This window comes from Aminobacter sp. Y103A (assembly GCF_030294925.1).
GTDB lineage: Bacteria > Pseudomonadota > Alphaproteobacteria > Rhizobiales > Rhizobiaceae > Aminobacter > Aminobacter ciceronei.
Genome location: NZ_AP017986.1, coordinates 3,502,498 through 3,526,789, shown reverse-complemented (window position 1 = coordinate 3,526,789; position 24,292 = coordinate 3,502,498). Strand labels below are relative to the sequence as shown.

22 protein-coding genes and 1 pseudogene are annotated in these 24,292 nt (G+C 63.8%); 11 read left to right on the top strand and 12 right to left on the bottom strand.

Annotated elements, in window-relative coordinates:
* Window positions 1-119: 119 nt before the first annotated feature.
* The 3 genes from Amn_RS17325 to Amn_RS17315 all read left to right on the top strand — a co-directional run bounded on the left by Amn_RS17325 (window position 120) and on the right by Amn_RS17315 (window position 1,993).
* Window positions 120-566: a hypothetical protein gene (locus tag Amn_RS17325; protein ID WP_246340547.1), complete on the top strand. Its 447-nt coding sequence runs from the start codon at window positions 120-122 to the stop codon at window positions 564-566.
* A 291-nt stretch (window positions 567-857) separates the two neighbouring features.
* Window positions 858-1,400, top strand: coding sequence for a PadR family transcriptional regulator (locus Amn_RS17320; RefSeq protein ID WP_246340545.1), 543 nt, complete (start codon window positions 858-860; stop codon window positions 1,398-1,400).
* A gap of 188 nt (window positions 1,401-1,588) precedes the next feature.
* Window positions 1,589-1,993 (top strand): hypothetical protein, encoded by a 405-nt coding sequence (locus Amn_RS17315; RefSeq protein ID WP_154383926.1) that lies wholly within the window; start codon window positions 1,589-1,591, stop codon window positions 1,991-1,993.
* Window positions 1,994-2,005: 12 nt separating this feature from the next.
* Here the strand turns inward: Amn_RS17315 and bmt are convergent, their stop codons facing one another.
* The 3 genes from bmt to Amn_RS17300 all read right to left on the bottom strand — a co-directional run bounded on the left by bmt (window position 2,006) and on the right by Amn_RS17300 (window position 4,624).
* Window positions 2,006-3,022, bottom strand: a complete 1,017-nt coding sequence (bmt, locus tag Amn_RS17310; protein ID WP_286290751.1) for a betaine--homocysteine S-methyltransferase — start codon at window positions 3,020-3,022, stop codon at window positions 2,006-2,008.
* Between the two features lie 58 nt (window positions 3,023-3,080).
* Window positions 3,081-3,701, bottom strand: a complete 621-nt coding sequence (locus Amn_RS17305; protein WP_154383928.1) for a DUF1989 domain-containing protein — start codon at window positions 3,699-3,701, stop codon at window positions 3,081-3,083.
* Window positions 3,702-3,766: 65 nt separating this feature from the next.
* Window positions 3,767-4,624, bottom strand: a complete 858-nt coding sequence (locus Amn_RS17300; protein WP_067960997.1) for a helix-turn-helix domain-containing protein — start codon at window positions 4,622-4,624, stop codon at window positions 3,767-3,769.
* Between the two features lie 219 nt (window positions 4,625-4,843).
* Between Amn_RS17300 and Amn_RS17295 the strand changes: the two genes are divergently transcribed.
* Window positions 4,844-5,854 (top strand): fatty acid desaturase, encoded by a 1,011-nt coding sequence (locus Amn_RS17295; RefSeq protein WP_067961000.1) that lies wholly within the window; start codon window positions 4,844-4,846, stop codon window positions 5,852-5,854.
* Between the two features lie 47 nt (window positions 5,855-5,901).
* On the top strand, window positions 5,902-6,714 hold the full coding sequence (locus tag Amn_RS17290; protein ID WP_067961003.1) for a phosphate/phosphite/phosphonate ABC transporter substrate-binding protein: 813 nt from the start codon (window positions 5,902-5,904) through the stop codon (window positions 6,712-6,714).
* 61 nt (window positions 6,715-6,775) lie between these two features.
* Here the strand turns inward: Amn_RS17290 and Amn_RS17285 are convergent.
* The 4 genes and pseudogenes from Amn_RS17285 to Amn_RS17270 all read right to left on the bottom strand — a co-directional run bounded on the left by Amn_RS17285 (window position 6,776) and on the right by Amn_RS17270 (window position 13,822).
* A pseudogene (locus Amn_RS17285) lies at window positions 6,776-7,804 on the bottom strand (purine-nucleoside phosphorylase).
* A 227-nt stretch (window positions 7,805-8,031) separates the two neighbouring features.
* Window positions 8,032-9,384 carry a M24 family metallopeptidase gene (locus tag Amn_RS17280; protein WP_286290746.1) on the bottom strand — a complete coding sequence of 451 codons (1,353 nt, stop codon included), beginning with the start codon at window positions 9,382-9,384 and terminating at the stop codon, window positions 8,032-8,034.
* A 241-nt stretch (window positions 9,385-9,625) separates the two neighbouring features.
* A complete protein-coding gene (locus Amn_RS17275) occupies window positions 9,626-12,199 on the bottom strand; it encodes a GcvT family protein (protein ID WP_067961010.1) in 2,574 nt (857 codons plus the stop codon).
* Between the two features lie 45 nt (window positions 12,200-12,244).
* Complete coding sequence (locus tag Amn_RS17270; protein WP_067961012.1) at window positions 12,245-13,822, bottom strand: trimethylamine methyltransferase family protein; 1,578 nt, start codon at window positions 13,820-13,822, stop codon at window positions 12,245-12,247.
* Between the two features lie 304 nt (window positions 13,823-14,126).
* Between Amn_RS17270 and Amn_RS17265 the strand changes: the two genes are divergently transcribed.
* Window positions 14,127-15,227 carry an MFS transporter gene (locus tag Amn_RS17265; RefSeq protein WP_246340561.1) on the top strand — a complete coding sequence of 367 codons (1,101 nt, stop codon included), beginning with the start codon at window positions 14,127-14,129 and terminating at the stop codon, window positions 15,225-15,227.
* Between the two features lie 58 nt (window positions 15,228-15,285).
* Here Amn_RS17265 and Amn_RS17260 read toward each other — a convergent pair whose 3' ends face one another.
* On the bottom strand, window positions 15,286-15,663 hold the full coding sequence (locus Amn_RS17260; RefSeq protein ID WP_067961015.1) for a COG4315 family predicted lipoprotein: 378 nt from the start codon (window positions 15,661-15,663) through the stop codon (window positions 15,286-15,288).
* A gap of 331 nt (window positions 15,664-15,994) precedes the next feature.
* Between Amn_RS17260 and Amn_RS17255 the strand changes: the two genes are divergently transcribed.
* From Amn_RS17255 to Amn_RS17245, 3 genes are all read left to right on the top strand, one after another.
* Window positions 15,995-17,374 carry an aspartate aminotransferase family protein gene (locus tag Amn_RS17255; RefSeq protein WP_067961017.1) on the top strand — a complete coding sequence of 460 codons (1,380 nt, stop codon included), beginning with the start codon at window positions 15,995-15,997 and terminating at the stop codon, window positions 17,372-17,374.
* 52 nt (window positions 17,375-17,426) lie between these two features.
* The gene (locus Amn_RS17250) at window positions 17,427-17,837 is read left to right on the top strand and encodes a carboxymuconolactone decarboxylase family protein (RefSeq protein ID WP_067961019.1); all 411 of its coding nucleotides are present in this window, start codon (window positions 17,427-17,429) and stop codon (window positions 17,835-17,837) included.
* A gap of 96 nt (window positions 17,838-17,933) precedes the next feature.
* Window positions 17,934-18,305 carry a hypothetical protein gene (locus Amn_RS17245; RefSeq protein WP_067961021.1) on the top strand — a complete coding sequence of 124 codons (372 nt, stop codon included), beginning with the start codon at window positions 17,934-17,936 and terminating at the stop codon, window positions 18,303-18,305.
* 235 nt (window positions 18,306-18,540) lie between these two features.
* Here Amn_RS17245 and mmsB read toward each other — a convergent pair whose 3' ends face one another.
* Entirely contained in the window at window positions 18,541-19,425 is an 885-nt protein-coding gene (gene mmsB / locus Amn_RS17240) for a 3-hydroxyisobutyrate dehydrogenase (protein ID WP_154383929.1), read from the bottom strand.
* A gap of 103 nt (window positions 19,426-19,528) precedes the next feature.
* The gene (locus Amn_RS17235) at window positions 19,529-20,704 is read right to left on the bottom strand and encodes an isobutyryl-CoA dehydrogenase (RefSeq protein WP_067961029.1); all 1,176 of its coding nucleotides are present in this window, start codon (window positions 20,702-20,704) and stop codon (window positions 19,529-19,531) included.
* 117 nt (window positions 20,705-20,821) lie between these two features.
* On the opposite strand from Amn_RS17235, the gene Amn_RS17230 reads away from it, so the two are divergent.
* Complete coding sequence (locus Amn_RS17230) at window positions 20,822-21,439, top strand: dimethylsulfonioproprionate lyase family protein (RefSeq protein ID WP_067961030.1); 618 nt, start codon at window positions 20,822-20,824, stop codon at window positions 21,437-21,439.
* Between the two features lie 3 nt (window positions 21,440-21,442).
* The gene (locus Amn_RS17225) at window positions 21,443-22,912 is read left to right on the top strand and encodes a cobyric acid synthase (RefSeq protein ID WP_067961039.1); all 1,470 of its coding nucleotides are present in this window, start codon (window positions 21,443-21,445) and stop codon (window positions 22,910-22,912) included.
* Window positions 22,913-22,918: 6 nt separating this feature from the next.
* Here Amn_RS17225 and Amn_RS17220 read toward each other — a convergent pair whose 3' ends face one another.
* Together Amn_RS17220 and Amn_RS17215 are read right to left on the bottom strand one after the other, a co-directional pair.
* Entirely contained in the window at window positions 22,919-23,338 is a 420-nt protein-coding gene (locus Amn_RS17220) for a VOC family protein (RefSeq protein ID WP_286290734.1), read from the bottom strand.
* A gap of 78 nt (window positions 23,339-23,416) precedes the next feature.
* The gene (locus tag Amn_RS17215) at window positions 23,417-24,241 is read right to left on the bottom strand and encodes a helix-turn-helix domain-containing protein (protein ID WP_067961041.1); all 825 of its coding nucleotides are present in this window, start codon (window positions 24,239-24,241) and stop codon (window positions 23,417-23,419) included.
* Between the last annotated feature and the right edge of the window lie 51 nt (window positions 24,242-24,292).

Below are 24,292 nucleotides of genomic sequence, written 5' to 3'. Positions count from 1 at the left end.
TCCGCCGGCCATTCTTTTGTGATCTCCGGCGGCGGAAAGGGGGCTTTCCGCCGGCCGTTCTTTTGTGATCTCTAGGCGTCCACCCGAAAATCGCTGGGGTGGTGTTTCGGAGACTGGTGATGGCCGACCGGCAACTGGACGAATGGGATATTGCGCATGGCGGGCTGCGCTCACTGTCGTCGCGCGAGATCAAGGTTTTCTGGGACGGTTATCTCGCCCGCCGCAACGATCCCAGGATACGCCATGGCAGCCTCTATTCGCGCTGGCGGCATATCGCCGACGATCTGGTGGTTTCGCTCTATTTGACCAATCGCAGCGTCGGGCTGTTCGTCAGGGGCCAACGCGGCGAGGGTTATGCCACAACCGCGAACCGGCTGATTGCCTTCGAGCCCGCATTGGGCAAGGCGCTTGGCGTCAGCCTGCGCGGCGAGTACGCGCTGTGCTACCTGTCCAACCATCCGGTCGCGATGACAGATCCGGCCAACTGGCCGCGGGCTTACGCGTGGCTGGAACGGCAGGAAAAGCACTTCAGTCATGTTCTGAGCGACATGGTTGTCGGCGCCTAGGTGCCGGACGGAGCGAAATTCCGTTGCAACGGCGTGGCCCTGCGAGGACATCTCGATCCGGGCGTAAGCGGTTGAAAACAAGCTGAAATCGACTTTCATCGGACTGGGGAGGGCGCTCCCTTCCGGGATGTTTCCGCACGCGTTCGCAGAGCGGCGCGAAAATTCCCTACGTTCTATCTTGCAAAAGATATATCTTTGAATAGATATAGCGACATGAAACAAACATCCTGGAGAGGTACTCACATGTTCAACCACCCGAATTTCAACGATCGTTGCCGTGGAGAATGGTCCATGTCGGGCCAGAATGAAGGCGGCAGGGGCGGCGGCCGGCATGGCCGCGGCGGTCCCTTCGGCCGTCATCGTGGCGGTCCCTTCGGCGGCCGCGGCCCGCGCATGTTCGATCCCGGCGCTCTGCGCCTGGTCGTGCTCGGCCTGATTGCCGAAGAGCCGCGCCACGGCTACGACATCATCAAGGCGCTGGAGGCCAAGTTCCAGGGCGCCTACAGCCCGAGCCCGGGCGCGATCTATCCGATGCTGCAGATGCTGGAGGAGGCGGACCTCGTCGTCTCCGTCGCCAATGGCAACAAGAAGCTCTACTCGATCACCGAGGCGGGCCAGGCATATCTCGATGAAAACGCCGCCGAGCTCGCCAAGATCAATGGCCAGATCGAGGAAAACTCGACGCAGGTCAGCGGTGTCGCCCTCGGCGACGAAGTCAAGGCGCTGAACTTCGCTGTGTTCAGCCGACTGCGCAGCGGTTCGCTGACCGCCGTACAGGCTGAGAAGGCGCGCGAGATCCTGAAGAAGGCCCGTCGCGACCTCGAAGACCTTTGATTCCCCGAGGTCTTGTAACGTCTGAAGCTCCCGCCGCAAGGCGGGAGCTTTTTCTGTGTGAAACCTAGGAAAAGGCCAGATTTGCGGGCCGTTTCCGACAATTTGAATCAAAAGCCAATTCGCCCCGGAACCCGATCGCAACGATCCCCGGCTAATACAGCTGCGGGTGTACAAGGGGTGGTTTGAGAATGCTGGTTGGACGTGTGATGGCGGGTGCGGTATCAATTGCTCGCACCGCCGATGCCTTGGCGATGCCAACCCGGCCGGAGGCTGCCAACCGCAATAGCGACGCCGTGGCAGATGCTGCCGCACAGGCGCCGGCGCCTGCCACCAGCAGCCACATCTATGTGCCCGCCAAGCCTGTCCAGCAGGCGGTGCCGGTCTCAACCCCGAGTTCCTCGCGTTCCCGCGTGAGCGATGTCGATGACGCCCATCGCACGGCATGGTCGGCGCTCAACAATGAGCGCTTCCGGCTGGCGATGGAGAAACTGGGCGATGTGCGCACATCGGACGCCGTGATGATGATGCGCCCGGTCGAAGGCGCGGGCACCGACATCAAGTCGGCACTCGCGCGATACGAAGAAAACAGCTGATCAGAAGAAGCCTCAGCTGCGGCGACGGCGTTCGCGGCGGCCTTCGCTGGTTTCCGTGGTGTTCGGCGCCGCCAGCTTGTTGCGCATCGGGCCGATGCGCTCGACGATTGCCTCGACGGTCGGACGAACGTCCTTCTTGTGGGCGTCGAGCGCCTTGCGCATGGCGGCCAGATGCTCGAACGAGGTGCCGCAGCAGCCGCCGATGATCCTGGCGCCGCCGTCGACAGCGAGGCGGACATAGTCCGACATCAGTTCCGGCGTGCCCGAATAGTGAATCTCGGTGCCGCGGAATTCCGGGATGCCGCAATTGCCCTTGATGATGATCGTTGCATCCGGTTTGGCGTCGCTCATGTCGAGCAGCGAAGCCAGGATATCGGACGCACCGACACCGCAATTGGCGCCAACGCCAAGCGGCGTCTGGGCAAGGCCGTCAACGACACCGTGGATGTCCTTGGGCAGCAGGCCCATCATGGTGCGGCCGGCAGTGTCGAACGAGCCGGTGTAGGTGTAGGGCAGGCCGACGCGAATGGCAGCTTCCGCCGCCGCACGGATTTCGTCCGGCGCGGACATCGTTTCAATCCATGCGACTTCGGCGCCGCCGGCCTTGAGGCCTTCGATCTGTTCGGCGAATGCATCGACCGCCTCGTCATAGGTCATGGCACCAAGCGGAACCAGAAGCTCGCCCGTCGGGCCGACGGAGCCGGCGACGATAACTTTGCGGCCGGTCTTGTCGGCAACGCCACGGGCGATTTCGGCAGCGCGCTTGTTGAGCTCGTGCACGCGATCCTGGGCGTGATGCAGCTTGAGCCGGTGACGGGTGCCGCCAAACGAATTGGTAAGGATGATGTCGGCGCCGGCCTCGACGAATTTCCGGTGCAGCGTCGAAATCTTCTCGGGCGCGCTTTCATTCCACAGCTCGGGTGCTTCGCCGGCCTCGAGGCCCATGGCAAACAGGTTTGTGCCGGTTGCGCCATCGGCGAGCAGCACGCCCTTTTCGGCCAGCAGGGTATCGATCGGATTGGTCGTCATCGCAGCGACTTTCATATCAGGAGATTAGATAAGGATATAAAGAAGTCTTTATGTCCAGTCAACGCGTTTGCTTGGCCGACCATGCTGCCGGCGTCACCTCGACCGCGATCTCGGTGCAGACGCCGCCATTGGTCGGATAATGATCGACCGAGCAGGCGGTGACGACGAGCAGCAGGTCGCATTCGGCGCGCAAAGCGACGTAGCCGCCGGGCGGATTGATCGAGGCGAAGACGTCGATGCTGCCATCGGGCTGCGGCAGCGAGTTCTGGAACAGGTCGACCGGGTCTGGCGTGAAGGGCAAGGCGAGCCCTTCCGAGGCAAGGGCCTTGTGCAGATTGTCCTGGCAACTGGGATGCTCGTCGAAGCCGGCGCGGACATAAAGCGCGTGGTTGCAGGCGGGGTAGAGCATGTCGTGCGGGCCGGGCGAGGCGTCTTCGACCAAGGTCAGCAATTTGTTTCCCGTCGTGCCGTAGAAATGTTCGCCTGTCTTGGGAAACAGCCGCTCGCCGATATCGCGGGTGTTGGAAGTGCTCAGCCAGTCCTTCATATCAGGCGTGAACGCCCAGAGGTCGGCGACCTGCTGGCCCTTGATGTCGATGATGCGGACCAGGTCACCGCTGGAGACGCGGATGGAACGGCCCGACTGGGCAGGTATGACGACACGCTTCTGATCTGGCATGGGTTTCCTCGGGGATCGCGGCGCACGCTGCCGTATCGCGGCGGCAAATTCAACCAGAGCGCCAGTCAGCCCCAACTGGCCGGGAACGAAGCCACAGCCAGCCGTCGCGCGAAGGCCGCGGTCTCGTGGGCGTTGATGTCGGCGGCGCGGATCAGATTGTCGAAATGGCGGGTCAGCGTCCTGATCGGGTCGGTGGCATAGAGCACAAGGTACATGTCGCCGACATAGATCGCCGCGCGGGAATGGCCGAAGATCGTGTAGGGCACGGAATAGCGCATGCGGCCGTCATACAGGAACAGCCGGAATGTCGGGTAGAGATCGTCGAGCAAGTCAGCCATGTGGCGCAGCTGCTGCTTGCGGTCTTTGTCTGGAAAACCCGACCAGACGCCCAGGCCGCGCGCGAAAATCTCGAGCGTGTGACGCGGCATGCATACTTCCATGTCGGTCTCGGGCCGGCGGTTGTAGTCGATGCGATACTGCGTCTCGCCGGCCTGGCTCTCGCGGCTCTTGTTGGAGATGCCGGCCTCGTAGTCGATGAGTGCTTCGGTGCGCAGCAGGTCAGGAATGCCCGCGGGCACATAGCGGATCTTGGTGCCGGCGGCCTCGGCATGCCATTTCGCGATCAGCGTGCGTTCGAAACCGCCCGATGCCTCCTCGATCTCGAGGCTTTCGCGGATTTCGCCTGTAACCCCTTCGTCCTGGCTGAGGCCAAGCAGCCAGTCGAGCGAAACCTTGTGAGCGGATGCGATTGTCAGCAGGGTTTCGGCGCGAGGGAGCCTTATCGTTGCCCCCGAAAGCAACTGCGACAGCGCCGAGCGGTCGATGCCGACCGATGTGGCAAAGGCCGACTGATTGAGGCCGGAGCGTTGGACCAACGCCTTGAGACGCTCGCGGAAAACTTCGGATAGATCGCGTTTGTCCATGGCCTGCCCAAAGGTGGAATGGTTTTGCGGAACGCAGGCAAGGCGCCCGCGGGAAATAGATTCATCTTCCAGCTTGTTTACTAAGTGTAACACTTGCGGCTTAAGCAGCGCAATGTAAACAATCTGTGCGCATTGTCTCGTTGCAGAAACGCAAGGCTACTGACAGCATTATGTCAGGAATCATCGAGTTCCAGGCATCCAAGGACAGCAGGCAGCAGCATGGCTAACAGGGGAAACAAACGCGGCACGACCACCAGGGTCGAATGGCCGACGGTGTTTCTGATCGCCGCCTGCTACGGTGCCTGGCTTTTGGTGGGACTGCTGGTGTGGCCCAGCTATCCGGTTGCTGCGCTGGTGCTGATGGTGCTGACGGTGGCGTTGCAATCGTCGCTGGTGCATGAGGTGCTGCACGGCCACCCAACCCGCAACGCGCGCATCAACGAAGCGCTGGTTTCTCTGCCCATCGGTCTGCTTTGGCCCTACCGTCGTTTCAAAACCATTCACCTGCGCCACCACGCCGACGAGAAGCTGACCGACCCGTTCGACGATCCCGAGAGCTACTACCGCTCACTTTGGCAGCATGACGACCTGCCTGAGGCGATGAAGCTGGTGCTCAGGATCAACAACACCATGGCCGGTCGTTTCGTGCTCGGGCCGTTGCTGTCCTGCATCGGCTTTGTCATCGACGACGCCAAGGCGATCGCCGGCGGCGACAAGGCAGTCCGCACTGCCTGGCTGCTGCACGCGGCGGGGCTGGTCATCGTCCTGCCGGTCATCCAGTTCGGCTTCGGCCTGCCGCTCTGGCTCTATGTTCTGGTGCCGGTCTGGCTCGGCCATTCGTTGATCTCGATCCGCACCTTTGCCGAGCATCAATGGTCGGAGCATCCGGAAGGGCGCACCGTCATCGTCGAACGCTCGCCGCTTTCGATCCTGTTCCTCAACAACAACCTGCATTTCGTGCACCACAAGAGCCCGACCGTCGCCTGGTACAAGCTGCCGGAACTGTTCCGCGCGCGCCGCGAAGAGTGGCTCCGGATGAACAAGGGCTATGCCTATCCGAACTATCTCGCGCTGGTCAAAGCCTATGCCTTCCGCGCCAAGGAACCGGTGTGCCACCCGGCGCTGCGCCGCGCGCCCGAGCCGGGCAGGGCGTTCGTGCCGCGCGTCAGGGCGCGCAACGTCAATGGGCTGGGCACAGCACCTGTGCCTGCTGAGCCGCCGAAGGAATGATCCTTTCAGACCTTGCCAATTCCCGCGCTCTAGCCTGAAATGTTGCAATGAGCGACTTCATCGCCGCACTGCCCATGTATGACTGGCCCGAGATGCACGACGAGGTCGATGCGCAATGGGCAAGGTTGCGAACGGCATTGCGTCAGCTTGGTCTGGACGCGCCGGAACGCCTTGTCAGGCGCAATGCCGAACTGCCGGCGGTTCCAGGTGGTATTCGCGACGCATCGGCTACGGTGATCGCGCCCGATCCGGCTACGCTGCCGCCCGAAGAATTCGACCTGCCGACGCTGTGGCGGCATCCCCAATTGCTGTTCGGCCAGACCTGCTGGGGGCCGATGGAAAGCACGGGCCTTGCGGCTCAGGTCAAGGTGATTGGCCAGCCGAACTATGATGGCATCGAAGGCGGTCGTGGCGAACTCTATTCCAGCGCCATCGTCGTGCGGCGCGGATCCGTGACCGCCGATCATGCGCATGCGCCTGATGGCGACGCGACGCTCATTCCGCTCGATCTGATCCGTGACAAGCGCCTTGCCTTCAACAGCCACGATTCGATGTCGGGCTTCATCGGTATTTCGCGCGATCTTGCCGCCATGGGCGAAGGGTTGCGGATTTTTTCCGAACGGATCGAAAGCGGCGGCCATCGCGCATCGATCGTCTCGATTGCCGAAGGCCGGGCCGACGTGGCGACCATCGATTGCCGGAGCTGGGCGCTGGCACAGCGCTTCGAGCCGGCTGCCCAGGACGTCGTGATCATCGGCTGGACGGCAAAGCGCAAGGGTTTGCCTTACATCACCGGGCTAAACACGCCTCCCGTTTCGGTGACGTTGCTGAACCTGGCGCTGAGCCAGGCCGCACTTTGAACGCCGCATTTTGAACAGGGCGGGCGGCCTGAACCGCCCGCCCTGCCTCGCTCTTTCGGGCCTATTCGGACGGAACGCCCTTTTCCCATTTCGTCCAATCGCCGGTGACCGCATCTGCAAAGGCTGCGCCGACACGATAGGCGTTGGTGGCTGCCGGGCCAAAACCGCCCGACTTGGCGCTCAGCGAATCGATGGGGCTCATGCCGGCGGGTTCGCGATCGAAGTTAGATGCCGTGCGCAGCAAGGCGATGCGGTCGAAATCGAGCAGGCCGGCATCGGCGCCGCGCCGCAGCGCCGTCAGCGAGGCGTTGTCCTCCATCTGGGTCGTGCAATAGTTGCCCTTGCCCTCGGTCAGCAACGATACCCAATCGCCCATGCTTCTGGCCGTCATTGAGCCATGCCAGTAGGTGTCGGTGGACAGCGTGTCACAGATGCTGACCTCAGGGGCGGCGCTGCCCGGTGCTGTCGCGTAGGCCACGCGATAGGCCTTCGCTTCGGGGCTGTCGGCAAGTTCGACGCTCCTGGTCAGGGCAAATGCCTTTTGCAGAAGCTGTTCGTTGAGCTGGTAAACCTCGGTTGCCGATCCCCAGCTCGGCTTTTCGCCGGGGCGATTGGCGCCCAGCCCGACCACGCCATCAGGCCAGTCGGCGGGAATCTGGCGCGGATCGATTTCGTGGCGCAGGCCGGCATCGACGGCATAACGCGCCCAATGTGCCGAACCCAGCGTGCCATCGCTGGGATCGACGCCGGCAATGCCGGCAATCACGATGTAGCTCTGCTTGAGGTCGACAAGACCGCTGTAGACGAGCGCTGAAACCGAGCTGGCCGCGTTGGCATAACCCATCGCCGTCGTCATGACGCACAGGCCGGCAGCGTCACAGGCAAGTTCCGGATACTCCTTGGCGAAGCCCGGAATTGTTAGTCTGGTCTCCAGCTTGCGGCCCTCGAGCTATGGTTTTGCTTCGCCTCCGAACATCGTTATAACAAGCACTTTGGGGGCCAGCGGCTGCGCCGACGCCGCTGATGCATTCGAGGCGAGACCGCCGGCCAGGGCGAGGCCCGAAAGGCCAATCCGATAGAAGTGCGTCATATGCGATCCGATCTGATAAAGAAAAAGGGCGCCGTTTCAGGCCCATTTTCACTATCGGTGCAGCTTGCGGCGGAAGCCACTCGCGAACGCTCCTGTCCACACCAAATCCGGCAGGCCAGTGATCTTGCACCATCGCAGTAAAGTCGCCGGCGAGCGATTTCATCTGCCGATCAATTGTTCTTCGCCGATGGAAGATCTCGAACAGAAAGCCGGGGCTTGGGGCGCGCCTAGCCGAGCAGGCGCTTGTCGAGCGGGTAACTCGACAGTTGTTCGTATCCGCTTTCCGTGATCAGGATCTGCTCCTCGAGCTTGACGCCGTCATGCCCGCCGAGGCGGCCGATATAGCTCTCGACGCAGACCACCATGCCGGGCTCGAGCACGCCGTCCGGCGTATCGGCCGTCCAGTCCGAGGCGTGGGGCAGGGTGGGATATTCGTCGGCCAGGCCGACGCCGTGAAACAGCACGCCATAACGTGCCGCGAAGCAGTCGGGCGGCGGCACGGCCGCGCGTTCCACCAGTTCACGGAAACCGAGGCCGGGCCTGAGCAGCGCCGTATTGTAGGCGATCTGTTCGGCGGCAGTCCTGTAGAGGTCGCGCTGCTCGTCGGTCGGCGCGCCGTCACCGCACAGCCAGGTGCGCGACAGGTCGGCGCAGAAGCCGTAGGGCCCGATCAGGTCGGTGTCGAAGGCGACGAGCTCGCCTGCCTCGACCACGCGCGAGGAGCACTCCTGGAACCAGGGATTGGTGCGCGGTCCGGATGCCAGGAGCCGTGTTTCGATCCATTCGCCGCCGCGGGCGATGTTGCCGCGATGCAGTTCGGCCCAGAGTTCGTTCTCGGAGATGCCCGGCCGGAGCGCCGCTTCCATCTCGCCCATCGCCGCTTCGCAGGCGACGATCGAACGACGCATGCAGAGGATTTCGTCAGGCGACTTGATCAGCCGGGCGTTCTCCATCACCGCCTCGCCATTGCCGACCGAAATGCCATGCCGTGCCAGAGCGTCGACGCCCTCATGGTCGAGATGGTCGACGGCAATACGCGTGATGCCGCCGCCGTGCTGGCGAACGACATCGGCGATGCCTTGCGCCCAACGCTCGACCTTCATCTCCGTCAGTTCGCCACTGTAGAGATACATCCACGACACTGCCGGGCGAACCTCGTTGACGACGCCGGAATGATCGGACAGGTGCTCGCAGGAAAAATAGTCGAACAGCACCACCGGGCCGTCTGTGGCGACGAAGCAGTGACGGGTCGGGTTGTGCGCCACCCACAGCTGCATGTTGGTGGAATCGGTGGCGTAGCGGATGTTGACGGGATCGTAGAGCAGGGCGCCGGCGTAGCCGCGCCGCGCGAGCTCGGCGCGGATGCGCTCCAGCCGGTATTTTCGCAGGGCCGGCATGTCAGGTGCCGCAATGCCTGCCGCCGCCCATTCGGCCTCGGCCTGCGCTCCATAACCCAGAACGTGGCTGTTGAGCCCAGCCGCCTTGGTGCGTGCCTGCGCGCGCAAATCGTCCGCGGAACCCGGCTCGAACGGCATGATCTTGCGGTGGCGGCCGAAACTGCCTTTTGCAGGGGTATCCATCAGCAATGCCCCGCAAGTGGCCGAATGTGTGGTCCTTTCGCGCCCCCCTCTGTCGTGCCGGACATCTCCCCCACAAGGGGGGAGATCAGCAGTTGAGGTTTTGGCGCTCTTCTTGGATCGCTCGAATTCGGGCGAGAGGCATCTGACAGCCAATCTCCCCCCCTTGTGGGGGAGATGTCCGGCACGACAGAGGGGGGCAACGTAGAGCATGTGCGTTCCCAGTCTCTTGCTTGGAGCCGAACTACCCCCGCATCTTGTCACCGCTCGGATCAAACGGCGGCTCGACATTGATGCGGGCGGGACGGCGGTGGCCGAGGATCTCGATCTCGAACAGACCTTCCGCTTCGTTTTCGGCAAGCGCAGCTGGCACATAGCCTTGGGCCATCGACTTCTCGACATAATGGGCATAGCCGCCCGACGTCACCCAGCCGACCACACGCCAGTCGCCGTCGACGATGCCGCGCACCGCGGATGCGCCGGTGGCGGCGTCCGAACCGCGCACTTCCTTGCCAGTCTCATCGAAGCGCGGCGCACCATAGCCGTGCGGCTTTTCGATCGTGCCGAAATCCTTGGCGCCGACCTTGGCCCAGATCGGCTCGTCGCCCATCACGTCGGCGTCCTGCGCATCGACATAGAAGGAGACACGGCGCAGCTTTGGCCCCTCGGCGTGCTCCCTGGCGGCTGCCTCGCGGCCGATGAAGTCGTTCTTTTCGAGCTTGATGAAGCGCTCCATCGAACCCTCGAACGGCCCATAGATCGGGCGAAGCTCGCGGAACCAGGTCGGGAAGTTCTTTTCTAGGCGCATCGACAAAAGTGCCCGCATGCCGAAATCGACGATGCCGAACTCTTCGCCGGCGTCCTTGATCGCCTTGTAGACGAGGCGCTGGTAGGCAGGCGCCATCCAGATCTCGTAGCCGAGGTCGCCGGTATAGGTGATGCGGTTGACCATGCAGGGCGCACCTCCGACGGCCATCTCGCGAAAATCCATGAAGCGGAAGGCCTTGCTGGAGACGTCCTCGTCGACCAGCTTGGCCAGCAGCGCCTGCGACTTCGGGCCTGCAATCGACAGGCCGACGAGGGTCTGGTCGAAGCGGTGGATGCGCACCGATCCGTCCTTGGGCAGGTGCTGTTCAAACCAGCGCATGTGATACTTCTGCGCCGCCGACGAGCCCCAGATCATGAACGTGTCGTCGCCAGTCTTGGCAATCGTGAAGTCGCCGATCAGCCGGCCGAACTCGTTCAGCATCGGCGTCAGCACGATGCGGCCGTTCTTCGGCATGCGGTTGGTCATCAGCCGGTTGAGGAAATCCTCCGATGCCGGGCCCGACACTTCGTATTTGGCGAAATTGGCGATCTCGGTCACGCCGACGCGGTCGCGTGTGGCGCGAACCTCATTGCCGATATGCTCGAAATCGTTGGAGCGGTGGAAGGAGACGATGTCCTTGGGCTCTGTACCCTTCGGAGCAAACCACAACGGCGTTTCCAGGCCCCAGCTGTCGCCCATGACGGCATTGTTGGCGACCATGGTGTCGTAGAGCGGGGTGGTCTGGGCCGGCCTGGCGGCGGGCAGTTCTTCATTCGGAAAACGGATCGAGAAGCGGCGCGAGTAGTTTTCGCGCACCTTGGCGTTGGTGTAGCGCAGGCTGGCCCATTCGCCCCAGCGCGCGACATCCATGCCCCAGACGTCGAAGCCCGGGTCGCCGTTGACCATCCAGTTCGACAGAGCGAGGCCGACACCGCCGCCCTGGCTGAAACCGGCCATGACGCCGCAGGCGACCCAGAAATTGGTCAGGCCCTGGACCGGGCCAACCAGCGGGTTTCCGTCGGGCGCGAAGGTGAAGGGTCCGTTGATGACCTGCTTGATGCCGGCGTTGGCGATGCCGGGGAAATGCTGGAAGCCGATTTCCAGCGACGGCGCGATGCGGTCGAGGTCGGGCGCGAGCAGTTCATGTCCGAAATCCCACGGCGTGTTGACAGGCGACCACGGCTTGCAGGCCTTCTCATAGGTGCCAAGCAGGATGCCGTTGCGTTCCTGGCGCGTGTAGATCTCGCCCTTGAAATCGAGCACGCCGATCATTTCCCGGCCGGTTTCCTTGTTGAAGGCCTCGACCTCCGGCATCGGCTCGGTCAGCAGGTACATGTGCTCCATGGCCAGGACCGGCAGCTCGACGCCGACCATACGGCCGACCTCGCGCGCCCACAGGCCACCGCAGTTGACCACGTGCTCTGCCCTGACGGTGCCCTGCTCGGTAACGACGTTCCAGGTGCCGTCGGGATCCTGCGTCAGTTCCTTGACCGGGTTGCGCAGCACGATCTCGGCGCCGAGCTTCTTCGCCGCCTTGGCGTAGGCATGGGTTGTGCCTGACGGGTCGAGATGGCCTTCGACGGGATCCCACATCGCGCCGACGAAATGCTTTTCGTCCATCAGCGGGAACATCTTCTTGGCTTCGGACGGCGTGATGAGTTCGGTGTCCATGCCGAGATAACGGCCCTTGGCATGGGCCAGGCGCAGGAAGTCCATGCGCTCGGGGCTGTCGGCAAGCATGACGCCGCCGGTCAGGTGCAGCGAGCAGGACTGGCCGGAAATCTCCTCCAGCTCCTTGTAGAGCTGGACGGTGTAGGCCTGCAGCTTGGCGACGTTGGGGTCGCCGTTGAGCGTGTGGAAGCCGCCGGCGGCGTGCCAGGACGAGCCGGAGGTGAGCTCCGAGCGCTCGATCAGCATGATGTCGGTCCAGCCGGCGCGGGCGAGGTGATACAACACCGAGCAGCCCACAACGCCGCCGCCGATGACAACTGCTTTCACATGGGATTTCATAAGGTTATGTCCGAGTTGTAAGAAATTGAATCGGCTTGATGGCGATCAGAAGTCGGTCGGGGCGCCGCCTTCGGCCTTGCGCTTGTCGACGAAGGCGTTGAGCTCTTCGCGGATGGCGGGGTCCATCCAGGGCTCCTCGTAGGAGGCGAGGCGCTCCTTCCAGACGCGATTTGCCTTTTCCACCGCCGTCGGGCTGCCGGCCTCGGCCCAGGTCTCGAAATTGCGCCAGTCGGAGATGATGGGCGAATAGAAGGCATTCTTGTAGCGCGACTGGGTGTGCGCGGTGCCGAAGAAGTGGCCGCCGGGGCCGACGTCGCGGATCGCGTCGACGGCGAGCGCGTCTTCCGACAGGTCCAGCGGGGTCAGGAACTCGGCCACCATCTGCAGCAGGTCGATGTCGAGGATCATCTTCTCGTAGGAGCAGCGAAGGCCGCCCTCGAGCCAGCCGGCGCCGTGCAACATGAAGTTGGCGCCGCCCTGGATCGCGCCCCACAAGGAGAAGACGCTCTCATAGGCTGCCTGAGCGTCGACGGCGTTGGCAGCGCAGACATTGGAGGTGCGGTAGGGGATGTTGTAGCGGCGGGCGAGCTGGCCGCCGACAAGCTGGGCCTTCATGTATTCGGGCGTGCCGAAGGCCGGGGCGCCCGATTTCATGTCGACGTTGGAGGTGAAACCGCCATAGCCGACCGGCGCGCCCTTCCTGACCATCTGGGTGAAGGCGAGGCCGGAGAGCGCCTCGGCATTCTGCTGCACCAGGGCGCCAGCGATGGTGACGGGCGCCATCGCACCTGACAGGGTGAAGGGGGTGACGATCACCACCTGGCCCATCGACGACATCTGGATGATGCCTTCCATCATCGGCACGTCGAGCTTCAGTGGCGAGTTGGTGTTGATGATGGTGTAGACCGAGGGCTCCACCATCATCTGCTCGCGGGAAATGCCGCGGGCGATGCGGGTGATCTCGATGCCGTCGACGTTGCGCTCCTTGCCGAGCGAATAGATGTGAAACACCTTGTCGGTCAAAGTCGCCAGATCGCGGATGCATTCGAGATGGCGGATCGAGGGATGGATGTCCACCGGTTCGACAGGATAGCCGCCCGTCGTCTGCAAAATGTTGTGCATCTGGGCGAGCTTGAGGAAGTTGCGGTAGTCGGCCTGGTTGCCCGGGCGACGGCCACGATCGAGATCGGAACAGTTGGGCGCCGACGCCATCTGCGAAATGACGAGATTGTTGCCGCCGAAGCGCACATTGTGGGCCGGATTGCGGGCATGCAGGGTGAACTCGGCCGGTGCATGCGAGATCAACTCGAGGATCATGTCGGAATCGAAGCGGACGCGCTCGGTGCCGTCGCGCACGTCGGCGCCATGTGCCTTCATGATGCGGCGTGCCTCGTCGTGCAGCACGTCGACGCCGATCTCCTTGAGCACCCGCAATGAGGCAAGGTGGATGGACTCCAGCTCGTCGTCGGAGATCAGCCTGGTCGGTGCAAACGGGATCTTGAGCTGGCGGAAAGGCGGCTGCTCGAATGCCTGGGCGCCGCCGGCGCGCTTGCCGGCACGACCGCCGCGTCGAGCGCGGTCGGAGGCAGGAGCCTGTTCGGCTGTTTGCAGGGCCACGGTCATGGAATCCTCACGGCAAGCTTCAGTGTCGGGAGGCATAATGGACCGGGGCAGTGCTGCTCATTGCGGAGGTGGCGACAAGTAGCGCGAGGGAAACGACATCGTCGACGGGTGCCGTGGGGACAGCGACCGATTGGGACTGGACCGACGTTCTCCGTCGTGGTGAGGCATCCGGCACAGGGCGCATCATCTATAGGATCGCCGTCATTCGATTCTCCTGGTGACTGCTTTGACCTCTCCCGCTTCCACCGCCGCCGAACCGCCTCTCAGGTGGGCACCGCTTGTCGGCGTCACCGCAGCACTTGCGATGTTTGGCGCAGCGCAAGGGCTGAGCTATCCGCTGTTTTCGTTGCTGATGCAGAAACAGGGCATGCCGCCGGCGATGATCGGCCTGTCGGCGGCGATGATGCCGCTGGGCCTGATCGCCTCCGCCGCCTTCGTGCCTTGGGCCGTGCGCCTCGTCGGGGCGAGAAACCTGGCGGTCGGCTGCTCGATCGCGGCTGCCATCTGCTTCCTGCTCATCGGCTATCTCCAGGACTGGTTCGCCTGGTTCGTCCTGCGCTTCATGATCGGGGTGGTCATCAACCCGCTCTACATCCTCGGCGAGGTGTGGGCGCTGTCGATGGCCCCGCCGTCGCGGCGCGGGCGCGTCATGGGCGTGTTCAACACGCTGATGGGGGTCGGTTATGCCAGCGGGCCGCTGGTGCTGACCTTCGTCGGCACCGCAGGCTGGACGCCTTTCGTCATTGCAATCGTCGGCTTCCTCGCCTGTGCCACCGTCCTGCGCATCTTGTCGGATCTGTCGGGCTTCGAGGATGACGGCCAGTCCAAGGGCGGTGTGCTTGGCTTTGCGGCGCTCGCGCCGGCGCTGCTGTTTGCCGTGCTCGTGTCGGCGGCCAACCAGCAAAGCACCTATTCGCTGCTGCCGGTTTTCGGCGCCGGCCACGGGCTGCCCGAAGCCATGCTCGCCGCGATGCTGACGGCACTGTCGATGGGCAACATCCTGCTGCAAATTCCGCTTGGCCTGATGGCGGAACGGGTCGGCGGCCGTGCCATGATCCTGTTTTGCGCCGCGGTGACGGCCATCTGCGCCGTGCTTTTGCCGCTGCTGATCGAGACGAGGCTGATCTGGCCCGTGCTCGTGGTGATGGGGGCCGTGGGCTATGGCGTCTACACCATGGCACTGGTCGAACTCGGCAACCGCTTCAACGGCAGTGTGCTCGTCGCCGGCAACGCGGCGTTTGCGCTGATGTGGGGCATGGGCGGCATTGTCGGGCCGCCAAGTTCGGGGCTGGTGATGCAGACTTTCGGCCCGATCGGGCTGCCGGCGGTGCTGGCGAGCCTGAATGTCACCCTGCTGGCCTTCGCCTTCTATCGCGCTGCAGTCCGGCGCCACAGGACGGATTAGGGCGGGGGCGGACTGGGGCGGGCTGCGCGACGAGGTGGCCCCGTCGCGCAGCAAAAGGTCAGTCGGCCTTGGCGATGTGCCAGACGCCGCCCTTGCCCTCGCCGGTGACGTCGCCGGCCTTTTTGTCCTGGACGAAGGTGTAGAGCGGCTTGCCTTCATAGGCCCACATCTTGGAGCCGTCGTCGCGGGTGACGACGGTCCAGTCGCCTTCGTCCTTGGCGTCGGCCGCAGCCATCAGCGGCGGCCAGTTGACGGCACAGTCGCCATTGCAGGCCGACTTGCCGGCGCTGTCCTTGTCATAGGTGTAGAGCGTCATGCCGTTGGCGTCGGTGTACATCTTGCCGCCGGCGCCTTCGGCGATCTTGGCCGGTTCGGCGGCGAAGGAGAGGGCTGAACTCGCAAGCAGGAGGGCGAATGCGGACAGTACGGTCTTCATGATGGTTCTCCCTGGGTTGGCCGCAAAATGCCGGCCACACGGGCAGTCAACGCTTGCCATCGCCGATCTATTCCCGCCATGAGGCGCAGGAGAGGATTTTTCCAGCACTTGTGGCCGGCGCTTGTAGATTGGCGAAACGCCGGGTTAGAGTGCCGGCATGTGCGCATTTCATGCTCATACCCCGGCAGCGGACGCCGCATCGAAGCCGTCGCCGCGGACGCGGCACACCGAGCTTCTGCGGCTTTGCGCACGCATTGGCTACTCGCCGCCCGCCTGAACTCGAATCCGCCCCGGCGCCTGCCGGATCGATTCAAGAGAAAGGCACAAGCCAATGACTTATCAGAACTATTCGCTGAAGCAGCTTCAGCAGATCGACGCCGCGCATCATCTCCACCCGTTCACCGACCACAAGGAACTGCGCGAGGCGGGCTCGCGCATGATCACCCACGCCGAAGGGCCGTTCATCTACGATTCGGAAGGCACCGAACTGCTCGACGGCATGGCCGGCCTGTGGTGCGTCAATGTCGGCTACGGCCGCGACGAACTGGCCGAAGCGGCCTACGCCCAGATGAAGGAAATGCCCTACTACAATTCCTTCTTCAAATGCTCGACGCCGACGCCGGTGCTGCTGTCGAAGAAGCTCGCGGAACTGGCGCCCAGGAACATCAACCAGGTGTTCTACGGATCGTCGGGTTCGGAATCGAACGACACGGCGCTCCGCCTGGTGCGCCACTACTGGGCGCTCGAGGGCAAGCCCGAGAAGAACCGCATCATCTCGCGCAAGATGGCCTATCACGGCTCGACCGTCGCCGGCACATCGCTCGGCGGCATGGAGGGCATGCACCAGCAGCTTGGCGGTGCCGTGCCCAACATCGTCCATGTGATGATGCCCTACGCCTATGAACTGGCGCTTCCAGGCGAGAGCGATGATGATTTCGGCCTGCGCGCCGCCAGGTCGGTCGAGGATGCGATCCTGGAGGCCGGCGCCGACAATGTCGCCGCCTTCATCGGCGAGCCGATCATGGGGGCGGGCGGCGTCAAGATTCCGCCGGCAAGCTACTGGCCGGAGATCCAGCGCATCTGCCGCAAATATGACGTGCTCCTGATGCTCGACGAGGTCATCACCGGCTACGGGCGCACTGGCGAGTGGTTTGCGGCCCAGACCTTCGGCATCGAGGCCGACACGATCACCACCGCCAAGGCGCTGACCTCGGGCTACCAGCCGCTGTCGGCGCTGCTGGTCGGCGATCGTATCGCCTCGACGCTGGTCGAGAAGGGCGGTGAGTTCTATCACGGCTACACCTATTCCGGGCACCCGGTGGCCTGTGCGGTGGCGCTCAAGAATATCGAGATCATCGAGCGTGAAGGGCTGGTCGAGCGGGTGAAGACCGACACCGGCCCGTATTTCGCCCAGATGCTCAAGGAGCGCATCGCTCGCCACGGCCTCGTCGGCGAAGTCCGTTCGGTGGGCCTGATGGGCGCCATCGAGATCGTCAGGGACAAGGCGACCAAGGAGCGGTTCTCACCGGGCGGCAGTGCCGCGGTCGTGGTGCGCGACCATGCGATTGCCAACGGCATGATGATGCGCGCGACCGGCGACTCGATGATCCTGTCGCCGCCGCTGATCTGGACTCGCGCCACCATCGACATGGCCGGCGACCGTATCCTGAAGGCGCTCGACCTCGCCGAAGCCGATCTCAGGAAAGCCTGATGCCAGATTGCCGGGCAGGGGATTTCTGCCCGGCCTACCCCGGGAGCGAACGATGAGCGGCAAGCCGATCGTGCCTTTGATCCAGTATGAGGATGCAAGCGAGGCGGTCCGCGCCGTCTATGACGACATCCTGGCTTTCAGGAAGGTCGACTGGATCAACAATTTCTGGAAGGTGCTGGCGCATGACCCGGCGCTGCTCAAGCGCACCTGGGAGTCGGTGCGCGAGGTGATGGCGCCCGGCGCGCTCGATCCGCTTACCAAGGAACTGATCTATATCGCCGTATCGGCGACCAATGGCTGCGAATATTGCACCTACTCCCATACGGCGGCGGCGCGCAGCAAAGGCATGAGTGAAGCCCAGCTGATGGAATTGCTCGCTGTTGTCGGCATGGCCAACGAGACAAACCGCCTCGCCAACGGCTTGCGGCCGCCGGTGGACGTGCAGTTCGAACCAAGGGACTGAGGCGATCGGCTTGTTCATGACAGTGCCGCGGCTTATATTGTGCACTGCACAATAAGCTCGCGCGCATAATCGGCCGGGCAAACCGGAGTGCGCGAGATGAAGAATAGACGATTGGCAAGGGCCTCGCGCCATTCCGGCGCCATTGCCGGCAATCTGATGCTGGCGCCGATGGTCATGGCGATGCGGTTGCCGATGATGGCGACCGAAGCGCGCAAGGGTGGGCCACTGCATGGCGAAAGCCTGGCGGCTGTAACCGAAAAGACGACCGCCATGGCCGAAGGCATGGTGGCGGCGCAGATATCCTACTTCCAGTCGGCGCTGCAGTTCTGGCCGGAAGTGCTGTCGGGCCGCACGCCATCGGTGCTGAACGGCGTTGCCGCGCAAAAGTCGGTTGCAGCCGCGTTGAAGCCGGCCAGCAAGCGCGTGCGCGCCAATTTTCGCCGGCTGGCGACGAAATCCGGGACATGAGGGGTGGGCACAACGCAAAAACCGCGTCCCGGACGGGAACGCGGCTTTGCCACTATTACGCATGGCCCTTCGCGACGCTTGACCAGCGAAGGTTTACAGCTCCGGTACGCGAGACCTGATCCGGAGCCAGAGGCGGCTGCGAAGCCCGCCCTTGCAAACCGTTTTAGCTGGACATCGTTACCGCGTGGTTATCGAGAGCTTAAGCAAACCTAAATTTTGAACTTTTTTGGATTAATCAGGCCGCATCGCCACGCAGAAACCTTATGATGCCGGAGAAGTCCGTGCCGCCATTGCCGAGAGCCGTGAACAGGGCATAGAGCTGGGTTGCCTCGGCGCCGAGCGGAGTGACGGCACCGGCCTGCTGCGCCGCTTCCTGCGACAGCTTCAGGTCCTTCAGCATCAGGGCTGCGGCAAAGCCGGGCTGGTAGTCGCGGTTGGCCGGCGAATTGGGCACCGGGCCGGGGACCGGGCAATAGGACGTCAGCGACCAGCACTGGCCCGAGGAGGTCGAGGCGACGTCAAACAGCGCCTGATGCGACAGGCCGAGCTTTTCAGCGAGCACGAAGGCCTCGGCAACGCCGATCATCGAAATGCCGAGGATCATGTTGTTGCAGATCTTGGCTGCCTGGCCGGCGCCGGCGTCGCCGCAATGGACGATGCGTCCGGCCATCGGCTTGAGCACCGGCTCGGCCAAGTCGAACGCCGCCTGCGCGCCGCCGGCCATGAAGGTCAACGTGCCGGCCGCAGCACCGCCGGTGCCGCCCGAGACCGGCGCGTCGACCGACAGCAGGCCATTGCTGGCAGCAATCGCATGTGCCTTGCGGGCTGAATCGACGTCGATGGTCGAGGAATCGATGAGCAGCGCGCCCTTCTTCAGCTTCGGCGCGATGTCCTCATAGACCGTAAGCACATGCTTGCCGGCGGGCAGCATGGTGATGACCACATCGGCATCCTTGGCGGCGGCGGCGGCATTGGCCATGACGGTGACGCCGTTGTTGCGCGCCGTCTCGAGATGCTCGGGCATCAGGTCGAAGCCGAGCACCGCGTGGCCGGCCTTGACGAGATTGGCGGCCATGGGGTTGCCCATGTTGCCCAGTCCGATGAAGGCGATGGTGGTCATTGGTTGGTTCCTCCAGTGGGAAGGGAGTAGGGCGGTAGGGACTAAGGGAACAGGGGGACAAGGCAGTGGGGCAATGGGAGTGTCCCCCTACTGTCCTCGACCGCTACTTTCCGATCAGATGCCTGGCGATGATGACACGCATGATCTCGTTGGTGCCTTCGAGGATCTGGTGGACCCTGAGGTCACGCACCAGCTTCTCGATGCCGTAGTCGTGCAGATAGCCGTAGCCGCCGAGCAGCTGCAGGGCGTCGTTGGCAATGTCGAAGCCGGTGTCGGTGACGAAACGCTTGGCCATGGCCGACCATTTCGAGGCGTCGTGCGCCTTGCGGTCGAGCCTTGATGCGGCGGCATAGAGGAACAGGCGGGCGGCCTGGAGTTCGGTTTCCATGTCGGCGAGGCGGAACTGCAGCGCCTGGAAGCGGTCGATGGTCTGGCCGAAGGCCTTTCGCTCGGCGGTGTAGGCCAGCGCCTTGTCCAGCGCCGACTGGGCGCCGCCGACAGAGCAGGCGGCAATGTTGAGCCTGCCACCGTCGAGGCCAGCCATGGCGATGCCGAAGCCGGCACCCTCATCGGAAAGCAGGTTTTCGGCCGGCACCTTGCAATCGTCGAAGATGACCTGGCGGGTCGACTGCATATGCCAACCCATCTTGTGCTCGTTGGCGCCGAAGGACAGGCCGGGCGCATCCTTGGGGATGACCAGCGTCGAGATGCCCTTGGGGCCGTCGGCACCGGTGCGGACCATGGCGACATAGACGTCGCTGTCGCCGGCGCCCGAGATGAACTGCTTGGTGCCGTTGACGACGAAGTCGCTGCCGTTGCCGCCGCTGCGTACCGCTTTGGTCTTGAGTGCTGCGGCGTCCGAACCGGAACCCGGCTCGGTCAGGCAATAGCTGGCGAGCCATTCCATCGATGTCAGCCTGGGCAGGAGGCGCTGGCGCTGCTCCTCGTTGCCGAAGCGGTCGATCATCGACGCGGCCATGTTGTGGATCGAGATGAAGGACGAGAAGCCCGGGCAGGCATGTGCCAGCTGTTCGAAAACCAGCACGGCGTCGAGACGGGTGAGGGCGGAGCCGCCGACATCTTCCTTGACGTAGAGGCCGCCGAAGCCGAGCTGGCCGGTTTCGCGGATGACGTCCTCGGGGAAGCGCCTGGCCTTGTCCCATTCAAGGGCAAAGGGCGCCACCTTTTCGGCGGCGAAACTGCCCGCCATTTCGCGGATGGCCAGCTGATCTTCGTTGAGCTCAAACTGACCGGCGGTCGCGTCGATTGCGGCGTCCATGTCGGCCTCCCTGTCGTTTTTTGGCTATGCGCGGGGCTCAATCTAGACCAATGATGCGGCCGCGCAACCCGACCTTCAACAGAGCGGCTGTGCGCAAATGCATGGGCGAGAACGAACGTGGCGACAAATTTTGATGGGCTGCTGCAGGCCTTCAGAGGCTTTCTCGAGGCAACCGATTCGGTGGCGCCAGTAGGCGAATTCCTCGGCGACATCGACTGGGACATGCCCGCGCGTCCGTTGAGGCCGCATGCTGTCGCGTGCGCACGCCTTCTCGACCGCGCCGTCGAATTGGCGCCTGCCGGTTGCCGTCCCTTGGCTGAGCTTGTGGCGCGGCATCGCGGCGAACTGCACTGGGGGCAGACCTACACGGCAGCGGATTTCGGGCAGCGCTTCCTCTACAATTACGGCTGGGCGGAGATGTTCGGCACGCGCGGCCACTATGCCAACGACACGGTGGCGGGCGGCTTCCTCGTGCTTGGCCCTGATGTCGAATATCCCGACCACCACCACCTTGCCGAAGAGATCTACATCCCGCTGACCGGCGGCACGGCGTGGCGAATGGGCGATGCGCCGTTCGGCCCGCGCGATGCAGGCGAAGTGATCCACCACGCCGCCAATGTGAACCACGCCATGCGCACCGGCGGCGAGCCGCTGCTCGCGCTCTATCTCTGGCGCGGCGGGCCGCTGGCGGCCAGGTCGACGGTTTCAGGAACAGCCGCTGGCGTAAGGGCCTGAACCATGGCCAAGGCGATCATGCTCCAGGGCACCGGCTCGGATGTCGGCAAAACAGTGCTGGTGGCCGGCCTTTGCCGGGCGGCGCGCAATCGCGGCATGCAGGTGCGGCCATTCAAGCCGCAGAACATGTCGAACAATGCCGCGGTCGCCGACATTTCCGGCGCGGCAGGCGGCGGCGAGATAGGCCGCGCGCAGTGGCTTCAGGCGATAGCCTGCGGGGTCAAGCCGTCGATCCACATGAACCCGGTGCTGCTCAAGCCGCAGAGCGACATCGGCAGCCAGGTCGTGGTGCAGGGCAAGGTCTTCGGTTACGCCAAGGCGCGCGATTATCAGGAACTGAAGCCCAAGCTGATGGGCGCGGTGCTCGATTCCTGGCAGACACTGGGCGAGGGCGCCGAGCTGATCGTCGTCGAGGGCGCCGGCTCGCCCGCCGAGATCAATCTTCGTCCGCGCGACATCGCCAATATGGGCTTCGCCACCCGCGCTGGTGTGCCCGTCATCCTCGTCGGCGATATCGATCGCGGCGGGGTCATCGCCTCGGTTGCCGGCACGCATCTGATCCTGCCGGAAGACGATCGGCGCATGATCGTCGGCTATCTGATCAACAAGTTCCGCGGCGATGCCAGCCTGTTCGACGACGGCATCAAGGCAATCGGGCATTTCACCGGCTGGCCCTGCTTCGGCGTCGTGCCGTGGCTCAAGGCGGCGGCGCTGCTGCCTTCGGAGGATTCGGTGATCCTCGAAAGGCTGGCCGGCGGGGAAGAGCGGGCGCTCAAGGTTGCCGTGCCGATGCTCGGCCGCATAGCCAATTTCGACGATCTCGACCCGTTGCGTGCCGAACCGCAGGTCGAAGTGGTGTTCGTGCCGCCGGGGCAGCGGCTGCCCGAGGATGCCGGGCTGGTGGTCATTCCGGGGTCGAAATCGACGATCGGCGACCTGCTGCTGTTCCGCGACAATGGCTGGGACCGCGATCTCGAGGCACATCGCCGGCGAGGCGGTCATGTCGTCGGCATCTGCGGCGGCTACCAGATGCTCGGCCGTATCGTGCACGACCCGCTGGGCATCGAAGGCAGCGTTACGCGCGCCGAAGGTCTCGGCCTGCTCGACGTCGAGACGGTGATGGCGCCGGAAAAGACCGTGCGCAATGTCGAGGCGCGCTCGGTGCGCTATGGCGAGCCACTGTCCGGCTACGAAATACACCTGGGCAAGACCACGGGCGCCGATTGCGTCAGGCCGACAGCCGTCATCAATGGCGTCGACGATGGTGCGACCTCGGCCGACGGCAAGGTGTTCGGCACCTATATGCACGGCCTGTTCGGCGCCGACGGTTTCCGCGGGCGGTTCCTCGAAAGTCTTGGCATCAGGGGCGGCGGCATCGACTACCGCGCCGAAGTCGAGCGCGCCCTCGACGAGATTGCCGAACAGCTCGAACGCCACCTCGACTGCGACGCGATTTTTGCTGCCGCGCGTTGAAGTCCATCAGGCGGCCGGTTCGCCTGCTTTCGGCCAGTAGGTGCCGACACTCCAGACATTGCCCTCGGGGTCGCGGCAGATGAACTCGCGGCTGCCGTAAGCGCGATCGGTGAGTTGCTGGACGATGTCGGCGCCTGCCGCCTTGGCCCTGGCATGGACGACGTCGACATCTTCGACCGCCAGATAGATGGCCTTGCCGCCATTGTGGCCGGGTTCGCCAACGATGGCGCCGAAGGCGTCGGCGCGAGACGACCCGATCATGATCATCGACGATCCGAGCGCGAGTTCGGCGTGACCGACGTCGGCGCCGTCCATGTATTTGGCATGGACGAGAAAGCCGAAGGCTGTTGCGAGCCAGTCAATCATGGCGGCAGCATTGGCGTAGCGCGGCGTCGGGAATATGCGGGGAGCTTCCGGGGTAGGCATCTGGCGCCTCCTGTGGCGTTGAACGATCACCCAGTGTGGCCGCGTGCCTGATGGCGGTATTGAACAAATGTAACCGGCTCAGTCGAGCCCGGTCGGTGTGGCGCCGGCAAGCGCGCGGAACTCGCGCACCATGTGGGCCTGATCGGCATATCCGCACTCAACGGCAAGATCGGCCCAGCTTGTGCGATCCGCCCGTTTTGACAGGTTTGCGGCGCGATTGAACCTTGCGATGCGCGCGATGGATTTCGGCCCGACGCCGACCTGGTCGGCGAAGCGGGCGGCCAGGTGCTTGCGGCTCCAGCCGATCTCGTCGGCGATGGATGCGACACGGGCCCGGCCGCCGCTGGCGACGATCGTTGCCAGGGCCCAGCCGATTTCATCGGAGATAGCCGGCATCCTCGTCAGCCGTTCGATGATGAAAGCCTCGGTCATGTCGAGCCGCCGATGCCAGTCGGTTTCATCGCCAAGCCGTTCTCGAAGCCGGTGGCCGGCGCTGCCGAGCACCTCGTCGAAAGGCACCATGCGGTCGGCAAGCTTGCTCATCGGCAGGCTGAAGAAGCGCCTTGCGCCAAGCGGCGTGAAATTGACCTGGATGCAGCAGGCCCGGCCAAAGGAATCGATGATCACCGGTCCGGCGTGGATGCCAGCGGCAAAGCTTGCGAAGCGGTCATTGTCTCGGGGTGCCCGGCTCAGGCCGATGGCGAAGGCTTCACCGAAACTGATGATCAGCGGAACATGCAGCGAAGCGACCTCGGTCTGCCTGACATAGACAGGGACAAGTTCGCGAAAACCGATGAGTTTGGTGACGATGCCGGCGAGCTGTGGCGAAGGCGTGCGCCGCACGAACTCGAACTGCGCCGGGGCAGGCTCATCAGGTGTCTCGTCGCGTTGGCCGCTTGCCATGTCATGGCTCCGCCGGGGCAAACGGACGATATCAGCCAGGGGGCAGACGGT